Annotated in this window: 19 protein-coding genes, 1 pseudogene and 1 riboswitch; of the genes and pseudogenes, 10 read left to right on the top strand and 10 right to left on the bottom strand. The window is 68.6% G+C overall.

Annotation, left to right across the window (positions count from 1 at the left end):
- Window positions 1–110: 110 nt before the first annotated feature.
- On the bottom strand, window positions 111–563 hold the full coding sequence (locus AB0D27_RS12525) for a GNAT family N-acetyltransferase (RefSeq protein ID WP_362506115.1): 453 nt from the start codon (window positions 561–563) through the stop codon (window positions 111–113).
- Window positions 564–572: 9 nt separating this feature from the next.
- Window positions 573–1,061 carry a MarR family transcriptional regulator gene (locus AB0D27_RS12520; protein ID WP_362506112.1) on the bottom strand — a complete coding sequence of 163 codons (489 nt, stop codon included), beginning with the start codon at window positions 1,059–1,061 and terminating at the stop codon, window positions 573–575.
- Window positions 1,062–1,203: 142 nt separating this feature from the next.
- On the opposite strand from AB0D27_RS12520, the gene AB0D27_RS12515 reads away from it, so the two are divergent.
- Entirely contained in the window at window positions 1,204–2,412 is a 1,209-nt protein-coding gene (locus AB0D27_RS12515; protein ID WP_362506109.1) for an MFS transporter, read from the top strand.
- Between the two features lie 102 nt (window positions 2,413–2,514).
- Entirely contained in the window at window positions 2,515–2,937 is a 423-nt protein-coding gene (locus AB0D27_RS12510; protein ID WP_362506107.1) for a heme-binding protein, read from the top strand.
- A gap of 17 nt (window positions 2,938–2,954) precedes the next feature.
- Here AB0D27_RS12510 and AB0D27_RS12505 read toward each other — a convergent pair whose 3' ends face one another.
- On the bottom strand, window positions 2,955–3,821 hold the full coding sequence (locus tag AB0D27_RS12505; RefSeq protein WP_362506104.1) for a GNAT family N-acetyltransferase: 867 nt from the start codon (window positions 3,819–3,821) through the stop codon (window positions 2,955–2,957).
- Between the two features lie 152 nt (window positions 3,822–3,973).
- Between AB0D27_RS12505 and AB0D27_RS12500 the strand changes: the two are divergent.
- A pseudogene (locus AB0D27_RS12500) lies at window positions 3,974–4,203 on the top strand (hydrolase); the annotation flags it as partial.
- A 417-nt stretch (window positions 4,204–4,620) separates the two neighbouring features.
- Window positions 4,621–6,249 (top strand): globin domain-containing protein, encoded by a 1,629-nt coding sequence (locus AB0D27_RS12495; RefSeq protein WP_362506101.1) that lies wholly within the window; start codon window positions 4,621–4,623, stop codon window positions 6,247–6,249.
- A 35-nt stretch (window positions 6,250–6,284) separates the two neighbouring features.
- Here AB0D27_RS12495 and AB0D27_RS12490 read toward each other — a convergent pair whose 3' ends face one another.
- From AB0D27_RS12490 to AB0D27_RS12470, 5 genes are all read right to left on the bottom strand, one after another.
- Complete coding sequence (locus AB0D27_RS12490) at window positions 6,285–6,767, bottom strand: NUDIX hydrolase (protein WP_362506098.1); 483 nt, start codon at window positions 6,765–6,767, stop codon at window positions 6,285–6,287.
- A gap of 95 nt (window positions 6,768–6,862) precedes the next feature.
- Complete coding sequence (locus tag AB0D27_RS12485; protein ID WP_362506095.1) at window positions 6,863–7,768, bottom strand: LysR family transcriptional regulator; 906 nt, start codon at window positions 7,766–7,768, stop codon at window positions 6,863–6,865.
- Between the two features lie 249 nt (window positions 7,769–8,017).
- A complete protein-coding gene (locus tag AB0D27_RS12480) occupies window positions 8,018–9,163 on the bottom strand; it encodes a cystathionine gamma-lyase (protein WP_362506092.1) in 1,146 nt (381 codons plus the stop codon).
- Complete coding sequence (locus AB0D27_RS12475; protein WP_362506089.1) at window positions 9,160–9,651, bottom strand: low molecular weight protein-tyrosine-phosphatase; 492 nt, start codon at window positions 9,649–9,651, stop codon at window positions 9,160–9,162. The genes AB0D27_RS12480 and AB0D27_RS12475 overlap by 4 nt, the downstream gene beginning before the upstream one ends.
- Window positions 9,652–9,657: 6 nt before the next feature.
- A complete protein-coding gene (locus tag AB0D27_RS12470) occupies window positions 9,658–10,038 on the bottom strand; it encodes a phage holin family protein (RefSeq protein ID WP_362506086.1) in 381 nt (126 codons plus the stop codon).
- Between the two features lie 81 nt (window positions 10,039–10,119).
- Between AB0D27_RS12470 and AB0D27_RS12465 the strand changes: the two genes are divergently transcribed.
- The 4 genes from AB0D27_RS12465 (at window position 10,120) to AB0D27_RS12450 (ending at window position 12,579) form a co-directional block, all read left to right on the top strand.
- The gene (locus AB0D27_RS12465; RefSeq protein WP_362506083.1) at window positions 10,120–10,437 is read left to right on the top strand and encodes a cupin domain-containing protein; all 318 of its coding nucleotides are present in this window, start codon (window positions 10,120–10,122) and stop codon (window positions 10,435–10,437) included.
- Window positions 10,438–10,602: 165 nt separating this feature from the next.
- Window positions 10,603–10,815: a DUF5326 family protein gene (locus AB0D27_RS12460; protein ID WP_189187169.1), complete on the top strand. Its 213-nt coding sequence runs from the start codon at window positions 10,603–10,605 to the stop codon at window positions 10,813–10,815.
- 501 nt (window positions 10,816–11,316) lie between these two features.
- Window positions 11,317–12,042 carry an IclR family transcriptional regulator C-terminal domain-containing protein gene (locus AB0D27_RS12455; RefSeq protein ID WP_362506080.1) on the top strand — a complete coding sequence of 242 codons (726 nt, stop codon included), beginning with the start codon at window positions 11,317–11,319 and terminating at the stop codon, window positions 12,040–12,042.
- A gap of 99 nt (window positions 12,043–12,141) precedes the next feature.
- Window positions 12,142–12,579, top strand: a complete 438-nt coding sequence (locus AB0D27_RS12450; RefSeq protein ID WP_362506077.1) for an SsgA family sporulation/cell division regulator — start codon at window positions 12,142–12,144, stop codon at window positions 12,577–12,579.
- A 63-nt stretch (window positions 12,580–12,642) separates the two neighbouring features.
- On the opposite strand, the gene AB0D27_RS12445 is transcribed toward AB0D27_RS12450, so the two are convergent.
- Window positions 12,643–14,112, bottom strand: a complete 1,470-nt coding sequence (locus AB0D27_RS12445) for a YibE/F family protein (protein WP_362506074.1) — start codon at window positions 14,110–14,112, stop codon at window positions 12,643–12,645.
- Window positions 14,113–14,183: 71 nt separating this feature from the next.
- Window positions 14,184–14,340, top strand: a riboswitch (TPP riboswitch).
- On the opposite strand from AB0D27_RS12445, the gene thiC reads away from it, so the two are divergent.
- Window positions 14,333–16,135 (top strand): phosphomethylpyrimidine synthase ThiC, encoded by a 1,803-nt coding sequence (thiC, locus tag AB0D27_RS12440; RefSeq protein ID WP_362506071.1) that lies wholly within the window; start codon window positions 14,333–14,335, stop codon window positions 16,133–16,135. It overlaps the preceding riboswitch by 8 nt.
- A 98-nt stretch (window positions 16,136–16,233) precedes the next feature.
- Entirely contained in the window at window positions 16,234–17,610 is a 1,377-nt protein-coding gene (locus tag AB0D27_RS12435) for a VWA domain-containing protein (RefSeq protein ID WP_362506068.1), read from the top strand.
- 160 nt (window positions 17,611–17,770) lie between these two features.
- Here AB0D27_RS12435 and AB0D27_RS12430 read toward each other — a convergent pair whose 3' ends face one another.
- A complete protein-coding gene (locus AB0D27_RS12430; protein ID WP_362506065.1) occupies window positions 17,771–18,643 on the bottom strand; it encodes a hypothetical protein in 873 nt (290 codons plus the stop codon).
- Window positions 18,644–18,736: the final 93 nt, after the last annotated feature.

Here is an 18,736-nt window from a genome sequence, read left to right as displayed (position 1 = left end):
GGGGCCCCCGGGGGGGGGGGGGGGGTCTCGTCTGGGCTCCCCCGGGGGGGGGGGCGGCCTGTTTCACGTGAAACAGGCCGCCTCCCGCCATCCATACGCCGGGGGCCGCGTCAGAGCGGCAGTTTGTAGCCAACGTGCGAGGCCGTGAAGCCGAGCCGCTCGTAGAAGCGATGGGCGTCGGTGCGGGTGACGTCGGAGGTCAGCTGAACCAACTGGCAGTTCTGGCGGCGGGACTCGTCGATCGCCCACTCGATGAGCTGGGTGCCGAGGCCGCTACCGCGCTCGTCGGCGTGGACGCGTACACCTTCGATGACGGAGCGGGTCGCCCCTTTGCGGGACAGGCCGGGAATCACCGTGAGCTGCAGAGTGCCGACGACGCGGCCTTCGCGTACGGCGGCGACCACGTGCTGGTTCGGGTCGTCGCTGAGGCGCTCCAGGGCGGCCAGGTAGGGGGTCATGTCGTCCGGGGACTCCCGTTGGGCGCCCAGCGGGTCGTCGGCGAGCATCGCGACGATGGCGGGTACGTCGTCGGCAACCGCGTTTCGTATTTCAAGATCTCCCATAAGGGCACCCTACGAGGGCACGCCCACGGCGGGGACGGACTGGGCGGGCACGCTCGCCGATTCCACGACCTGGACCAGCGGGGCGAGGTCCGGGTTCTTGGCCGCTTCGTCGAGCGCCTCGCGCAGGGCAATGTCGTTGGTGGGCCGCGCCTCTTCAAGGAGCTTGAGCCCTGCCTCGCTGACGTTCGTGTAGATGCCGCGACGGTCCGTCGGGCACAGGTAGCGCGAGAGCAGCCCGCGGTCCTCGAGACGCGTGACGAGTCGCGTGGTGGCGCTCTGGCTGAGCACGACAGCATCCGCGACCTGCTTCATCTGCAGATGACCGCCGTCGCCGTCGTGCTGCCGGCTGAGCACGTCGAGCAGCGAGTACTCCCGCACGCTCAGGCCGTGCCTGGCCTGCAGGGCGCGCTCGATGTGGGCCTCGATCCTCCCGTGCAGCAGGGAGAGAGCACACCAGCCCTGAGCGAGGGCGGTGAGCGCGGGGTCCGTGGCTGTCATGGCGTTTTCCTCCGTCCCGGAGCGGCTGAGACCCAGGATAGAGCACGAACGCAATAGCCCGCTGTTGCATATAACCCGCGTTTGCAACTATTGTGAAGGCACGCAAAGCGCTCCTGCAATCGTTTGGGAAGGTGTACCCCCCATGCCTCTCGCGCTTCTGGCCCTCGCGATCGGGGCCTTCGGCATCGGAACCACCGAGTTCGTGATCATGGGCGTGTTGCCCGAGGTCGCCGGTGACTTCGGTGTCTCCATCCCCACCGCCGGACTGCTGGTGACCGGCTATGCCCTCGGCGTGGTGGTTGGTGCCCCGATCATGACCACGCTCGGCACAAAGGTGTCCCGCAAGCGGATGCTGATGCTGCTGATGGGTTTGTTCGTCCTTGGCAACCTACTCTCCGCCGTCGCCCCGGCCTTCGGGCTGATGCTGGCGGGCCGGGTGGTCGCCTCTCTCGCCCACGGTGCCTTCTTCGGCATCGGTTCGGTGGTCGCCGCCGAACTGGTCGCGCCCGAGAAGAAGGCCGGTGCGATCGCCATGATGTTCAGCGGGCTCACCATCGCCAACGTCGTCGGCGTCCCGCTGGGAACGCTGATCGGACAGACCGCAGGCTGGCGCGTCACCTTCGCGGGTGTCGCCGCGCTCGGTGTCATCGGGCTGCTGGGCATCGCCAAGCTGGTCCCCGACATGCCGAAGCCCGAGGGCGTGCACCTGCGTCACGAGCTGGCCGCTTTCAAGAACGTCCAGGTTCTGCTGGCCATGGCGATGACCGTGCTCGGCTTCGGCGGCGTCTTCGCGGCCGTCACCTACATCGCGCCGATGATGACGCACGTCGCGGGATTCGCCGACGGCTCCGTCACCTGGCTGCTGGTGCTCTTCGGCCTCGGCATGGTCGGCGGCAACCTCATCGGCGGCAAGTTCGCCGACCGCGCGCTCATGCCGATGCTCTACGTGTCCCTGGGCGGCCTCGCCGTCGTGCTCGCGCTGTTCACTGTCACCGCGCACAACAAGATCCTGGCAGCCGTCACGATCGCCCTGATCGGCGCTCTGGGCTTCGCGACCGTTCCGCCACTGCAGAAGCGCGTCCTCGACCAGGCCCACGGCGCCCCCACGCTGGCCTCGGCCGTGAACATCGGCGCCTTCAACCTCGGCAACGCCCTGTCGGCCTGGCTCGGTGGCCTCGTCATCGCGGCGGGCCTCGGCTACACGGCTCCCAACTGGGTCGGCGCCGTTCTCACCGCGAGCGCGCTCGTTCTCGCCCTCCTCTCGGCCGCTCTGGAGCGCCGTGCGGACGTCCCCAGTGCCGTGATCACCGGCGGTGCGCCTACCGAACAGCGGACCACCGTCCACAACTGACCGGTGTCGAACCAGGCGCGGGGCCAGAGCCGTCTCCGCGTCGTCTTCGCCTCAGCACCACCCGCTACCCACTCAGCTCGCCTCCCAAGGAGAAACCCCCTCATGAGCACCACCACCGCCGTTGCCCCGCTGACCATCGGGGACGCCGAGGTTCTCGTCACCGCGGCCCGTCGCGCCGCCGAAGCCGCCGGGGTGAAAGTCAGCGTCACCGTCCTCGACGCAGGTGGCCATCTGCTCGCCTTCCGGCGCGACGACCAGGCCGTGCTGATCTCCGGCGAGACCAGCACCCGCAAGGCCTACACGGCGCTCCAGCTGGACTCCGCCACCGCTGATCTCGTCGACGCGGTCCAGCCCGGCGGCCTCTTCCACACCCTGCCCACCGCGCTCGACCGGCCCCTGCTCTTTATCGCGGGCGGCGTGCCGGTGCACCGCAACGGCCGACTGATCGGCGCGATCGGGGTCGGCGGCGGTATGCCGGACCAGGACCACGGCTTCGCCGCCGCAGCCGTCGAAGCACTCGTCTGACGTACGGCAGCGCGCGTCTAGCCCGCCGCCACTGTCAGAGGTGCGAAGCGTCGTGTCCAGTCCCCGGGCAGCTCCGAGATCCCGTACGTCATGACCGAGTTGAAGCTGATGGAGGCCACACCGCGCTCCGTCAGCCAGGACAGCAGCTCTTCGTGCCGTACGTCGACATCGGTGCGCAGCGGGCGGTCGGTGTGGGCGGCCAGCGAGGCGATGAGCGCCTTCGCGGTCTCCGTGTCACGGGCGATCAGCGGACCCACGACATGGTTGTCCATAGTGGGCCAGGCGGACGCGAATCCGATGATCCGGCCGCTCTCCTCGGCCACGCGCAGCTGGTCGGAGAAGGCAGGCAACCGCGTGATCATGTGGGTGCGGTCGGATCCGAAGATCTCCTCGTCGAGCCGGAGGATCGCGGTGAGGTCCTCGGCGGTGGCCGGGCGCGTGAACACCTCCGGCTGCCGCCCGCATGGGGCGAAGAGCCCACGGACCATCTCGGCGCGGCCGATTACCTTGAAACCCAGCTCCTCGTAGAGCGGGCGGCCTTGCGCAGTCGCGTGCAGCGTCAGCGGAGTGGTGCCCATCACGGCGATGACATGCCGCATCAGCCGGCGACCGACCCCCTGCCGGGCATGCTTCTCAGCGACGAGGACCATGCCGATCGCACCCAGGTCAGGACGCTCCCGCGGGCCGTATTCAGTCACTACGCACGCGGTGACGAGACCGCCCTCGGGATCATCAATGCCGTAACCCGTCCCCGCCGCGAGCAGCAGCCCCCACCTGTGTTCCTCACGGGGCCAGCCCCGGTCCTCGGACAAGTCGGCGCAGGCGGTGAGATCGCGAAGCGTCAGACGACGGATGGGAAGAGCGGTGAGGGAAGGTGTCGACACGCACGTCAGGCTGTCTGACACTAACCCCCGACGTCCACCGGTTTGCGGGCGGAAGTACGCGCTTTGGCCATGCCGTGCACAAGTGCACAGGGTGTGGACAGATGTTTCACGTGAAACGGCGGATCACCAGCTGGGCTCGCCCGTAAGCGGACAGCGCCGCCGCCGAGGTGCAGATCGCGGACCGACTCTGTGAAGAGTTCGGGGTGAACCGGGCTCACTGTGTCGCCTATGGCGACTCACCGTCGGGCAGGGACCTGTTCAGCGCGGAGCCGGTGTATCCGTCGCGGTCAATGCGGAGCGGCATCTGCGAGGCCTCGCCACCCACTGCGACGTGGGACGGAATCTGTGGGCTACCTATGAATTGGTCCGTCGCGCCAGGTAATTCGGGCAATTCATGGACCCGCTCCCGCCCATTGGTGCGGGGGTGGAGGGGACTTGTGTATGCAGTGGCTGCCGGTATGGTCGACTCCGGTTCGCGTCCGCCGAGATGTACGCACGTCCTGGGGGCGCGAACGTAGGCCAATGCAGCCTAACGGGACGGAGAGATCGAAGACCCGCGTTTTCCGTGATGCGAGCGAGCGCCGGATCAGGGTGGGATGCTGCCGTGAGAATACTGCGGCCAATGTCACATTCTCGCCTTACTTGTCCGTACGGAACGGAAGTCCGGGTTCAATGTGGCCGCAATGGCCGACGGGGGCTGAACGGGGAAAGAAAGCAAGCCGTCCGCAGGGGAAAGCAGGCATCTTCCGACTGCGGAAGTGCGCAGACCGACCGAAAGATGTTCGAGGCGAGGCAGACCATGGACGCTCCGACCACCACGTCGGCCGACAACGGCACATCCGGCGGCAGCGGCGGGGGCGGCTGGTTCACGCCGCGCAAGGATCCAGCGCCTTCCGCCGGTGATCAGGGGGCGGCCGACGGCCGTCGGCTGGCCGCGATGCGCCCGGTCGGCCGACCCGCCGCGGCGCAGGGAATCCCTGAGCAGGAGCGAATATCCCCGGCCGGGGAGGCGTCATCAGCTCCCCGCGAGGCCGCACCGACTGAGACGCCGCCCGACGGGACAACGCCGCCCGAGACGCGCCCCTTTGAGGCCGCGCCGCCCCAGGCGCGCCCCCATCCAGCCACACAGCCCGAGGCGCGGCGCTCCGAGCAGGAGCCCGCCCGCGATGCCGCACGACCGCAGTCCGGTCCCGCACAGCCCGAGCACGGCTTCTCGCGGCCCCAGCACGGCTCTCCGCGGCCCGAACCCCGGTCTCCCCAGCAGCCGGATACCCCAGGGCCGCATGTGCCCGCTCAGAGGCCCGCCCCCGCCGCGTCTCCCGACGCCGTGCTGATCCGTCGGACCATGGCCGAGGTCGGTCCCGTCGCCGACAAGGTCACCTCCTACTTCTACGCGCTGCTCTTCGTGCGTCACCCGGATCTGCGCCCGTTGTTCCCGGCCGCGATGGACACCCAGCGGGACCGGCTCCTCAAGGCGCTGCTGACCGCCGCCGAGCACATCGACAACACCGACGTCCTCGTCGCATATCTGCAGAACCTCGGCCGTGGGCACCGCAAGTACGGCACTCGGCCCGAGCACTACCCGGCCGTCGGCGAGTGCCTCATCGGCTCACTCAGCCGGTATGCCTCGGCGATCTGGGATGCCGAGACGGAAGCGGCCTGGGTGCGGGCGTACACCACGATTTCGCAGGTCATGATCGACGCGGCGGCTGCCGACGAGCTGCGGGCTCCGGCCTGGTGGTATGCCGAGGTGGTCTCGCACGACCTGAGGACCCCGGACGTCGCCGTCATCACGGTCCGTCCCGATCAGCCCTACCCTTTCCTCGCTGGGCAGTACACGAGCCTGGAGACACCGTGGTGGCCGCGGATCTGGCGGCATTACTCGTTCGCCTCAGCGCCCCGCTCCGACGGGCTGCTGGCGTTCCATGTGAAGGCCGTTCCGGCCGGCTGGGTCTCCAATGCGTTGGTGCATCGCGCCCGGCCCGGGGACATCATCCGGCTCGGCCCGCCGGCCGGCTCGATGACCGTCGACCACACCACCGACAGCGGACTGCTCTGTCTGGGCGGCGGCACCGGCATAGCGCCCATCAAGGCGCTGGTCGAGGATGTCGCCGAGCACGGGGAGCGGCGCCCGGTCGAGGTCTTCTACGGCGCTCGCACCAATCATGACCTGTACGACATCGACACGATGCTGCGGCTCCAACAGAGCCACCCCTGGCTCGCGGTGCGCCCTGTCGTCGACCGGCAGGCACATCTCCAGTTGCCGGACGTCATCCGCGAGTACGGGCCGTGGAACGAGTACGACGCATATCTCTCGGGTCCGCCCGGGATGATCCGCAGCGGTGTGGACGCGCTGAGGGACATCGGGATTCCGTCGGACCGCATACGGCATGACTCGGTGGAGGAGCTCGTCGCGGCCGGCGACTGACCGAGGCTTCCGCCGGAGATCCCGAGACCGGCGAATCAGCCCAGGTCAGGCGCGTGCATCGCGCGTACGCCCTCGATGTTTCCGTCGAGATAATGCCGCAGGGAAAGCGGTACGAGATGGACGGAGGCGATCCCGACCCGGGTGAACGGCACGCGTACGATCTCGTACTCGCCGCATGGCTCGTCCACCTCGGGGCCGTGCCGCAGGGCCGGATCCATGGACTCCAGGCGGCAGACGAAGAAGTGCTGCACCTTCACGCCGGTCGCGCCGCCGTCGTCACCGATGTGTTCGACGGTATCGACGAAGCAGGGCACCACATCGGTGATCTTGGCGCCGAGTTCCTCGTGCACTTCGCGATGGAGCGCATCAACGACAGTCGTGTCCTCCGGCTCGACCCCGCCACCCGGCGTGAGCCAGTAGGGATCGATGCCGGGCTTGGTGCGCTTGATCAGGATCAGGTCGTCGCCATCGAGGAGGATGGCGCGGGCGGTGCGCTTGACCACGGGTCGGACGGTCATGGGAGAAATGTGGCCCCGCTGGTTCCACGTGAAACATCGCGAAGCCCCGATTTCACGTGAAACTTCGCGAAGGCCGGAGCGCTGCGAGAGGGGCGTCAGCTCCAGTCGGCGGCGGCCCTCAGCAGCCACTCGTGTGCCCGCGCGATATGCGGCATGGCCAGCGTTCCGGTGCGGACCACCAGGAAGTACGTACGCAGTGGCGGCACCGCCGGGTCGAGGAGTGCCACGACGTCGCCGCGTTCCAGGGCATCGGTGCACAGGTACCGGGGCAGCACGGCGAGGCCGGCGCCCGCGGCGGCGCAGGCGAGGACCGCCCGCAGATCGGGGACGACGACCGTGCCCGAGGCGGCCGGGCGGCAGTCGAAGACGGAGGCCCAGTAGCGGGCGACGAGCGGCAGTGACTCGTGCACCTCGACGACGGGGAGGTTCTCCAGTGCATGGGCGCCCTTGCGGCGCAGCTTTCCCGGGCCGACACAGCCGGCCCAGCGCGGGGCGGCGACCAGGACGTGCTCTTCGTCGCAGAGCGGAGTCGCGGTGAGCAGCGCACCGCGCGGGCGGGCCGTCGTGATGGCCAGATCATGATGTCCGGCGGCAAGCCCTTCCAGTGTCTCCTCCGCGTTGCCGAAGGAGGCGCGCAGAGCGAAGCCCTGACCGTCGTCGCCCGTCAGTTCCGTCAGCGCGGGCAGCGCCCGCTCGGCGGTGAACTCCGGCGGGCCGGCGAGATGGAGGGTGCGTATTGAGGAATCCTCATCGAGACCGGTCTCGGCTATCTCCACAAGTGCGTCGAGATGCGGCGCCGCCTTGTGGGCGAGCTCGTCGCCGATGGTCGTGGGCGTCACCCCGCGCGCCTGGCGCAGAAACAGCGGCCGCCCCAACTGTCGCTCCAGGGTGCGGATCTGCGAGGTGACGGCTGGCTGCGAGAGGCCGAGCAGCGCGGCGGCGCGGGTGAAGGAACCGGCCCGGTGCACAGTCACAAAGGTGCGCAGTAAGGCCAGATCCATGGTGCCCCTCCCCTTTCAGCACCCCCGCGCGGGCCCTAACTATAAATAAGTCGATAGGTCGCTGTCGCTACTGTGATTGGACACTGACACAGAGTCAACTAGCCTTGTTCGCGCGGTTCTTCGCGCGCAGAACCGGGACGGTCCGAGCCACGAGGGGGGAGGCTCGGACCGTCCGTTGTACGTAGTGGGTTACCCATCCCGCGGCCCTCAAGCGCGCAGCAGCGTACTCACCGGTCGCTCAGGAAGCGTTCACTCCGCGGATTCGTCCAGGGCCCGCAGTACGTCCGCCACGAGGTCCTCGGGGTCCTCGGCGCCCGCCGAGAGGCGGATGAAGCCTTCAGGCACCGCGTCCCCGCCCCAGCGGCCGCGTCGCTCGGCTGTGGACCGGACGCCTCCGAAGCTCGTCGCGGCGTCCACCAGGCGCAGCGCGTCGAGAAAACGGTCGGCACGCGCGCGCGTGGGCAACGTGAAGGACACCACGCACCCGAAGCGCCGCATCTGCTGCGAAGCGATCTTGTACGAGGGGTCGTCCGGCAGCCCAGGATAGCGCAGCCCGGTCACCTCGGTGCGCTCCCGCAGTGTCTCGGCGATCACCAGTGCATTGGCGGTCTGCCGGTCGGCACGCAACTGGAGCGTGGCGAGCGAGCGGTGCGCCAGCCAGGCCTCCATGGGGCCCGGGATCGCTCCGACGATCTTCCGCCAGCGTCGTACCGGAGCCATCAGAGCGGCGTCGCGCGCGGTGACGTATCCCAGGAGGACGTCCCCGTGCCCGGTGAGCATCTTGGTCCCGCTGGCCACGGAGAAGTCGGCGCCCAGTTCCAGCGGGCGCTGTCCGAGCGGCGTGGCCAGGGTGTTGTCGACGGCGACAAGGGTGCCCTGCGCGTGTGCGGCCGTGACGAGCCGTCGTACGTCGCACACGTCGAGGCCGGGGTTCGACGGCGTCTCGATCCACAGCAGCTTCGCGCCGTCGAGCACCTCCAGTTGAGCGTCGCCGCCGGTCGGGGCGGTGCGCACCTCGATGCCGTACGCGGTCAACTGTTCGCGTACCAGTGGCAGCACCTGGTAGCCGTCGTCGGGCAGGACCACGATGTCGCCGGCGCGCAGCTGGGAGAAGAGCACCGCGGAGATGGCGGCCATGCCCGAGGGGAAGGCGAGCGTCTCGACACCGTCCTGGCCGGGCGCCTCCAGCTCGCCGATGGCGCGCTCCAGGAGGGTCCAGGTCGGGTTCTCGTCACGGCCGTAGGTGTACGGGCCGGTGGGCTCGCCCGGCAGGTGGAAGTGCGCGGCGAAGACCGGGCCCGGGAGCGTCGGCTCGTACTTGACGGGTTCGGGCAACCCGGCGCGCACCGCCCGCGTGCCGTCACCGCTGCCGGTGACGAAATCCCCTGACGTCATGCCGCCCGTCCCTCCAGTCGCTCCTGTATCGCGGCGAGCAGTCCGGGGCTCGCCGCTTCCACCATCTCAAGACACTCCTCGAAGCCGTCCGAATGTCCGTAATACGGATCGGGGACGTCCAGATCGTCGTCCGCGGCGGGGTCGTACGACCGCAGCAGCCGGATCTTGTCGGCGTCCTGGGGGGTGGGTGCGAGGCGGCGGAGAGCCTTGAGGTGGCCGGAGTCGAGGGCGATGACGAGGTCGAGACGCTCGAACCACGAGGCCTCGAACTGCCGGGCCGAGTGGTCGCTCTCATAACCGCCCGCCTCCAGTACGGCGACGGTGCGTGAGTCGGCGCCGGCGCCCTCGTGCCAGCCGCCCGTGCCCGCGCTGTCGACCTGGACCAGAGCGTCGAGCCCGGCCTCCGCTATGCGGGCACGGAAGACGGACTCGGCCATCGGCGAGCGGCAGATGTTGCCGGTGCAGACGAAGCAGACGCGATAGGGCATGGGAACTCAGTCCTTGTCGTCGGGCAGCACGACGTTGAGCGCCCAGGACACGATGGAGATGATCAGGCCGCCCAGGACGGCGGTCCAAAAGCCCTCGACGTGGAAACTCAGGTCGAGTTTGTCGGCCAGCCACGAGGTGAGCAGCAGCATCAGGGCGTTGACCACGAGGGTGATGAGGCCGAGTGTGAGGATGAACAGCGGGAAGGTCAGCACCTTCACGATCGGCTTGACCAGGAAGTTCACCACGCCGAAGACCAGCGCGACGAGCAGCAGCGTGCCGACCTTCTTGCCGGTGCTGTCGCCCGTCAGGGTGATCTTGTCGAGCAGCCACACGGCGACGGCCAGGGCCCCCGCGTTGGCGATCGTCTTGACTACGAAATTCTTCATGTGTCTGATCGTGGCAGAAGAGATCGATTGGCGAGAGAGGCTGTGGACACAGCCTGCGGCGTACGAGAGCGGACGAGGGCGATGAAGGCATTCCGGCTGGATGAACTGGAGGCGGAACGCGCCGCCAACGACGGCGCCTACCTGCAGTTTCTGCGCGAGCGGAACGTGTCCGTCGGTCTGTACGCCCTCGAGGCGGGCGAACTCGACCCGCAGAAGCCCCACCAGCAGGACGAGGTGTACTTCGTGGTGAGCGGACGCGCCTCGATCACGGTCGGCCTCGAGACCACCCAGGTGGCGCGGGGCAGCGTCGTCTACGTGCCCGCGGGCGTGGCCCACAAGTTCCACCACATCACCGAGGATCTGCGGGTGCTGGTGGTGTTCTCTCCGCCGGAGAGCTGACCTCCGTCTCAGGGTTCCCTAGGGGAACGGTCAGGGGAGGACAAGGGGTGCGAGACCCCCGTCCGACCCCTTCTCGGCCCTAGCATCGAACGCAGGACATCAGAGAACCCGGAATCAGTGCCCCGGACTTGGGGCGACGGGCGAAGAGAGGCAAGGGCAAGGGCGATGCGAGAGATCTTCAACGGTATGCCGTGGTGGGTGAAGTGGGTCGCGGTGCCGGTCATCGCCCTGGTCGTGTTCGGCACCGTGATAGTCAGCGTGCTCTCCGTGGTGATCAGCCTGCTCTTCAAGGCTCTGGTCTTCGTCGCGCTGGTCGGTGGTCTGATTTACATCGTGCGGAAGTTCATGTCGAGTTCGTCGTCGCGCAGTGACTGGTGAGGTCCGTCGTCGCTCGGTGACAGGTGAGGCGCGAGAGGGTGAGTCATCGGTAACGGGCGGCCGGTAAAGGGAACCTGAGGTTCCCTCGGCCGAGGGAAGTTTTCCGGCGAGGCCGTCTGCGAGCGGTGGCAGGCGGTTAAAGTCCGGAATTCGACGCGGGGTCGACCCCCGCGGGCAGCGCACAGCCCCCTCCCGTGTTCCCCCGCACGGGCGGTCCCCCTCGCGCTTCGGGAGTGCCCCTTGGCCACGGTTGACACCGCACCCGCAGAATCACACGCTCCACCCGTCCAGCGATCGGGCGCGCCCGCGGGGGCATGCGGCCCGCCGACCCAGCCACGTACCTCGCCGGGGGAGGCACCCGCTCAGCGCACCCCGCCCAGGGATACACGCACCGCACCCATCGAGGAAACACGAACCCCGCCCGGGGAAATCCGCACTCCGCGCCCATCCTCCGCGCAGGCAGCGCCCCTGGAGCCGCACCCCACGACCCTGATCGGCTCCGTGCAGCGGGCCATGCGCCTTCTGGAGGCCGTCGCCTCGCGCGAGCACGGGGCGCCGGCCAAGCAGCTCGCCCGCGAGGCCGGGCTCGCCCTGCCGACGGCGTACCACCTGCTGCGCACCCTGGTCCATGAGGGTTATCTGCGCCGCGACAAGGGGCTGTTCTTCCTCGGTGAGGCCGCCGAGCGGCTGAGCAGCAGCGGAGCCCAGCAGAAACGTCGCAGCACGGTGAGCGACGCACTCGCGCACTGGCGCGATTCGATCGGCGTACCCGTGTACTACGCGATCTACCGCGACGGCGAGATCGAGGTCATGTGCATCGCCGACACCCCGGGGAATCCCGCCGTCGAGGAGTGGGCAGATTTCCGCGAGACCGGGCATGCCCACGCGATCGGCCAGTGCCTGCTGTCCCAGCTGGACGACAAGGCCCGCCGCGACCACCTCGACCGCTATCCGGTGCAGTCGATCACTCCGTACACAGTGCGTGACAATGACAGTCTGCTGCGACGCCTGGAGCGGACGGGACGAATGGAGCCCGTCATCGAGCGGCAGGAGTATGCGCTGGGCACGGTCTGCGCCGCCATCCCCATCACAGCGGGCAGTACTGCCGGGACCATGGCGATTTCCCTTCCCTCTCATCAAGCCGAGCGATTGCTCCCCGCCGCACACCAGCTGCAGAGCGAAATGGGCAAATTGCTAGGGACACTCGCCATCTCTATCAGCATCTGAAAACTCACTCCTTGTGATCTGCCGTACACGTTAAGCAAGATTTCAGCAGTGTCAGGGGGCGATTCCTGGCCAGTCGACGGCAAACGACGGGGATAGGCGATGCGCGAGTCGGTACAGGCAGAGGTCATGATGAGCTTCCTCGTGTCGGAGGAGCTGTCCTTCCGCATTCCGGTGGAGCTGCGATACGAGACCTGTGATCCGTACGCCGTGCGGCTGACCTTCCACTTGCCCGGCGACGCGCCGGTGACCTGGGCGTTCGGGCGGGAATTGCTGATCGATGGAGTGGGTCGGCCGTGCGGTGAGGGCGATGTGCACATCGCGCCCGCCGATCCGGAGGCGTTCGGCGAGGTGCTGATCCGGCTTCAGGTGGGCGGTGACCACGCGCTGTTCCGGTCCGGGACGGTGCCGCTCGTCGCGTTCCTCGACCGAACGGACAAACTGGTGCCCTTGGGGCAGGAGCGCGCCCTGGCCGACTTCGACACGCACCTCGACGAGGCGCTCGACCGCATCCTGGCGGAGGAGCAGAGCGCGGGCTGAAGCACCGTCGTACCCTCAAGTGGAGTAACGCTTCCTCACCAGGGGCGCGGGTGCCGGATGGTTTCAGCGCTTGCGGCGACGGCCCTTTCCACCACGCACCGGTGTCCTGACCCCTGAGGGCTCCGCGGGGCCTGCCGCGATCGCCGGGCGGTCGGCGGAGACCACCAGGGCGGCCAACGCGGTGGTCACCGGCACCGAGGCGACCAGACCGATCGAACCGACCAGGGTGCGCACGATCTCCTCGGCGACCAGTTCACTGTTGGCGACCGTGCCCACACTGCTCTGCGCGATCGAGAAGAGAAGCAGCAATGGCAGCGCGGCGCCCGCGTAGGCCAGGACGAGGGTGTTGACGACCGACGCGATGTGGTCACGGCCGATGCGGATGCCCGCTCGGTACAGGCCGCGCCGGCCCATCGTGGGATTCGCCTCGTGCAACTCCCAGACCGCGGACGTCTGCGTCACCGTCACATCGTCGAGGACACCGAGCGAACCGATGATGACGCCGGCGAGCAGCAGACCGCTCATGTCGATGGACGGGTACAGGCCATGGATCAGACCCGTGTTGTCGTCCGTGTTGCCGGTCAGCGCCGCCCAGCCGATGAACACCGAGCCGAGCACACCGATCAGCACCAGCGAGAGCAGCGTGCCGACCACGGCCACCGATGTACGGGCCGAGAGGCCATGGCACATATAGAGCGCGATCAGCATGATCGCACTGGCCCCGATGACCGCCACGACCAGCGGGTTCGAGCCCTGCAGGATCGCGGGCAGGATGAAGAACGTCAGGATCAGGAAGCTGACGGCCAGCGCGATCAGCGCCATCACGCCACGCATCCGGCCCACCACCACGACGACGACCGCGAAGATCCCGGCGAGCAGCGCCATGGGGAACTTCCGGTTCACGTCGGTGACCGAGTACTGCAGGTCCTTGGGCGCGGAGGGCTCGTATGCGACCACGACCTTCTCGCCCTGGTGCAACTGCCTCGACTGGTCCGGCTGGACGATCTCGGTGAACGTCCGGCCCTTGTCCTTGCCGGTGTCGACCCGGATCGTCGCCTTCTTGCAGGTGCCGTTGGCCTGCTGTTGTGCGGAGGAGCCCTCGGCGGTGGAGGTGTCGCCGGTCGGCGTCTCCCCCGAGGCGTTCACGGACTTGCAGTCCACTTTGTCGACCTTGGTGACCGTCGCCTGCTGGGTCTGCCGGTCGAAGCCGACGCCGGTCCGTTCGTGGGACGGGGCGCCCCCGGGCCAGAACACCGCTAGGCCCACAACGACCGCCGCAGCGAAGGGGATCAGCACCGCTGCGATGACCTTGCGCAGATGCTTGGAGACGGGAGCGGCGGGGCCATGGCTGTGTGAGTGGCCGTGTCCGCCGCCCGTTCCGTGACCCTGTCCGCCCTCTGGGCCGTGGCCATGCCCGTTGCCGGGCCCAGGACCATGTCCGCCGCCGCCCGGTCCGCGTCCGCGGCCGTTGCCGGAGCCGGGTCCGTGCGGCGGCTCGGGCGGTGGGAATGGGGGCTGCTGCGATGTGGTCACTGACCGATCATCGCAAGAACCGGAGGGGCCCTCTGTTCACCGCGCCAGATATGACGCTAGCGTGGAGGCACCTTTGCACACGCGGGAGCTCGGAGCACCGGGCTGAGAGGGCGCTGACCTTCGTCCCAGCGATGTTTCACATGAAACATCGACGGACGGAAGCCGCTGCGTCGACCGCCGAACCTGTTACCGGGTAATGCCGGCGTAGGGAGTAGGTCTCATGACCAACAAGGACGTACGCACGTCTGCCTCCAGTCAGACCGACGGGGCTCCTTCCCCGTCCCAGAACGGTGAGGCCGGGAAGTCCATCGGCTGGCACAAGGCGTATGTCGGGGGTTCGCGCCCCGATCTGCGGGTGCCGGTCCGTCAGGTGCACCTCACCAACGGGCAGTCCGTCACGCTGTACGACACCTCCGGCCCGTACACGGATCCGACGGTCGAAACCGACGTACGCAGGGGGCTGGCGCCGCTGCGTGAGAACTGGATCATCGCCCGCGGCGACACCGAGGAATACGCGGGCCGCCCTGTCCGCCCCGAGGACGACGGGATCAAGCACACCGCACCGCGCGGAGGCCTCCGCAACCTCGACGCGGTCTTCCCTGGGCGGCCGCGCCAGCCGCGCCGGGGCCGCCCCGGACAGGCGGTGACGCAGCTCGCGTACGCCCGACGGGGCGAGATCACGCCCGAGATGGAGTTCGTGGCGGTCCGCGAGAATGTCGACCCCGAGGTGGTACGCGAGGAGATCGCCGCGGGTCGCGCGGTGCTGCCCGCGAACGTCAACCACCCCGAGATCGAGCCGATGATCATCGGCAAGCGGTTCCTGGTGAAGGTCAACGCCAACATCGGCAACTCGGCTGTGACGTCCTCCATCGAGGAGGAGGTCGAGAAGATGACCTGGGCGACCCGTTGGGGCGCCGACACGGTCATGGACCTGTCCACCGGCCGCAACATCCACACCACGCGCGAATGGGTGCTGCGCAACTCCCCCGTTCCCATCGGCACGGTACCGCTCTACCAGGCACTGGAGAAGGTCGACGGCCGCGCCGAGGAGCTGACCTGGGAGATCTACAAGGACACGGTCATCGAGCAGGCCGAGCAGGGCGTGGACTACATGACCGTCCACGCGGGCGTGCGCCTGCCGTACGTGCCGCTCACCGCGAACCGCAAGACCGGCATCGTCTCGCGCGGCGGCTCGATCATGGCGGCGTGGTGCCTGGCGCACCACAAGGAATCGTTCCTGTACGAGAACTTCGAGGAACTCTGCGAGATCCTCGCGGCCTACGACGTCACCTACTCGCTCGGCGACGGGCTGCGGCCCGGCTCCATCGCGGACGCCAACGACGCCGCACAATTCGCGGAGTTGAGGACGCTCGGGGAACTCAACACGATCGCCAAGCGTTTCAACGTACAGACCATGATCGAGGGCCCGGGACATGTCCCGATGCACAAGATCAAGGAGAACATCGACCTTCAGCAGGAGATCTGTGATGAAGCTCCGTTCTATACGCTCGGCCCGCTGACGACGGACGTCGCGCCGGCGTACGACCACATCACCTCCGGCATCGGTGCCGCGATGATCGCCTGGTGGGGCACGGCCATGCTCTGCTATGTCACGCCCAAGGAGCACTTGGGCCTGCCCAACCGTGACGACGTCAAGACCGGCGTCATCACCTACAAGATCGCCGCCCACGCAGCCGACCTCGCCAAGGGGCACCCAGGTGCGCAGGAATGGGATGACGCGCTGTCCGACGCCCGCTTCGAGTTCCGGTGGGAGGACCAGTTCAATCTGGCCCTCGACCCGGACACAGCACGGGAGTTCCACGACGAGACGCTGCCGGCCGAGCCCGCCAAGACGGCGCACTTCTGCTCCATGTGCGGACCCAAGTTCTGCTCGATGAAGATCTCGCAGGACATCCGGCGGGAGCACGGTGGTTCACAGGTGGAGATCGAGGAGGGCATGGCTCAGAAGTCCAAGGAGTTCGCGGCCGCGGGCAACCGGGTCTATCTGCCGTTGGCGGACTGAGGCGCACCACACGCGGTGTGTGATGCCCGGAGTCGTCCGATGCGCACAGGTGCGTCTCGGGCGGCTCCGGGGCCCGGTTCACTCGGCAGACTGGGCGTATGACAGCGACATCCATGAGCAAGGGCGCCAACCTTCCTGTCGCCGCTGAGTCCGTACAGATCGTGCTCGGCTGGGCCGGGGGCGCCGCCGCTCCGGACGCTGATGCCTCGGCGCTGCTGCTCGGTGCGGGTGGGCGGGTTCGCGACGACGGGGACTTCGTCTTCTACAACCAGCCGCAGCATGCCTCCGGTGCGGTACGTCATCTCGGCAAGCGGCGGGACGCCGGCGGTACGACGGACACCCTTGGGGTGGATCTGCGCGCCTTGGAGCCGGACATCGAGCGGGTCGTCCTGTGCGCCTCGGCCGACGGAGGAACCTTCGGCGAGCTGTCCGGACTGACGCTGGGGCTGCTCGACACCGAGACCGGGCGGGAGCTGGCGCGCTTCGAGATGGAGGCAACGACCGAGACGGCGTTCATTGGAGGTGAGCTGTATCTGCGGGGCGACCAGTGGAAGTTCCGCGCGGTCGGGCAGGGCTACGCGTCCGGGCTCGCGGGACTGGCCACCGACTTCGGGATCAGCGTGGACGAGGAGCCCGGTGTCTCCACACCGGCGCCGACGGCGCCACCGGTGGCCGTGATCGACGTACCGCCCTCGGTATCCGCCTCTCGCCTGACCAAGGGTGAGGAGCAACTACCCGTGGACATGCGCAAGCGTCTGTCTCTGCGCAAGGAGCAGGTGGCGGTCAGTCTGCGCAAGCACGGGGCGGCGGGGGTCAGGGCGCGCGTCCTCCTGGTCCTCGACGCATCCGGGTCGATGTCCTTCCTGTATGCGAAGGGTGTCGTCGCCGATGTGGTGGAGCGGATGGCCGCGGTGGCCGCGCAGTTGGACGACGACGGAGTGATGCAGGCGTGGGCGTTCGCCTCCCAAGCGGCCCGGCTGCCGGATCTCGGCGTGGGGGACCTGCCCGAGTGGCTGGAGCTCCATGTCCGGGTAGGGGAGCTGAGCCTGTTCCGGCGGAGCAAGAAGCCGCGCAAGGGCCTGCTGCCGGGGCAGGTGGACATGCGTACGGTCGGTATTCAGAACGAGGAGCAGAAGGTGATCGCCGAGGTGCGGACGTACGTCCGTGAGCACCCGGCCCCCGATCCCACACTCGTGCTCTTCTTCTCCGACGGCGGCGTCTACCGCAACAAGGAGATCGAGAAGGAGCTGCGGGAAGCGGTGGAGGAGCCGATCTTCTGGCAGTTCGTGGGCCTGGGACGGTCCAACTACGGCGTGTTGGAACGGTTCGACACGCTGGCGGGCCGACGCGTGGACAACGTGGGCTTCTTCGCCGTCGACGACATCAGGGGCCTCCCGGACGCCGAGCTGTACGACCGGCTGCTGTCCGAGTTCCCGGCCTGGATGAGCGCGGCGCGGCGGCTGGGCATCATCTGAACCGGCCACCGCCGTAGGGGCGTACCCGAAGGCCTGGCGACAGCGGGGCGGCCGCGGCGACGGCGTCGGACTGGGCCTGTCGGAGCCCGCGCCGGTGAGGCGCGGGCCCGGTGTCCTCCTCTGGCCCCGGCCCCGGCCCCGGCCGTCGGCCGACCGGGTGTCACTCAGGCTGGTGCTCCGGACCCCCGAAGTCCGGGCTCGTGAAGTCCGGACTGCTGAAGCTCGGGCGCGGGCCGGCCGCAGGGCCGCCGTCGGGGCTGCTGAACCCCGGCCGGTTGTAGCCGAGTTGTGGGATGCGGCCGGTCGGTGCCGGTGTCGGTGCCGGACGGCCCAGTGCCGCGGAGCCCGGATCGGCGAGGGCCTCCCGGAGGAACGGCAGGATGCCGCGCTCCAGCAGGGCCTCGCGCCAGACTTCCCTGGCTCGGTCCACCTGTTCGCTCAGCTCGCCGTGGGCTCCTGCCGCGAGCGAGGACGAACTGTTGCGCAGCGCGGTCAGCAGCAGTCCCACCGCGGCGACCAGGATCGCGGCCGCCGTGACCGCGCCGAAGACCCACCCGGTGGTCAAGAGGGTCTTGGCGAACGCCGGCTCGGGGTCGAGCATCTTCAGGATGTACCCCACGAGCAGGAAGATCGCCGCAGCTGTGCCGGCGAGGACGGGCGCGAGCACCGCGACGACGGCGATGGCGCCGGCGCCTGCGGTCTCCGTGACCTCTCCCACGGTGGCGGCGAGCCCCATCGCGGTCGCGCCCGGCTCCGCGGAGCCGACCTCCTCGCTCACGACGGAGGTGGACGGCGCCGGCTGGCGCAGTTCCTCGCGGACCGTCACATAGTGCTGGTACTCGGTCGCCGCGGCCGCCGTGATGAGAGCGGTGGCGTTGAGCGCCATGGTGCGCAGTTGTTCGGGGTTGAGCCGCTGGCCGACAGCGGCGAGTTCCGGGCGGTGTGGTGCGGAGCGCAGCACCTCATCGAGGATCCGCTCGTATTCCTGGCGGTCCTCGCTCAGCAGGTGCTGCGGAACGCTGTTCATCTGCATCCCCCGATGCTCCGTAGGGCTGGTGGCTCGCACGCTGACGAACCGTTGGGCAGAAACGGAGGGGAGCCTGCTACGGATAAGCCGATGGTAGAG

It is taken from the genome of Streptomyces sp. NPDC048415, from assembly GCF_040651675.1.
GTDB lineage: Bacteria > Actinomycetota > Actinomycetes > Streptomycetales > Streptomycetaceae > Streptomyces.
The sequence above is the reverse complement of the archived record's forward strand: the minus strand, read 5'-3'. Positions and strand labels throughout refer to the sequence as shown.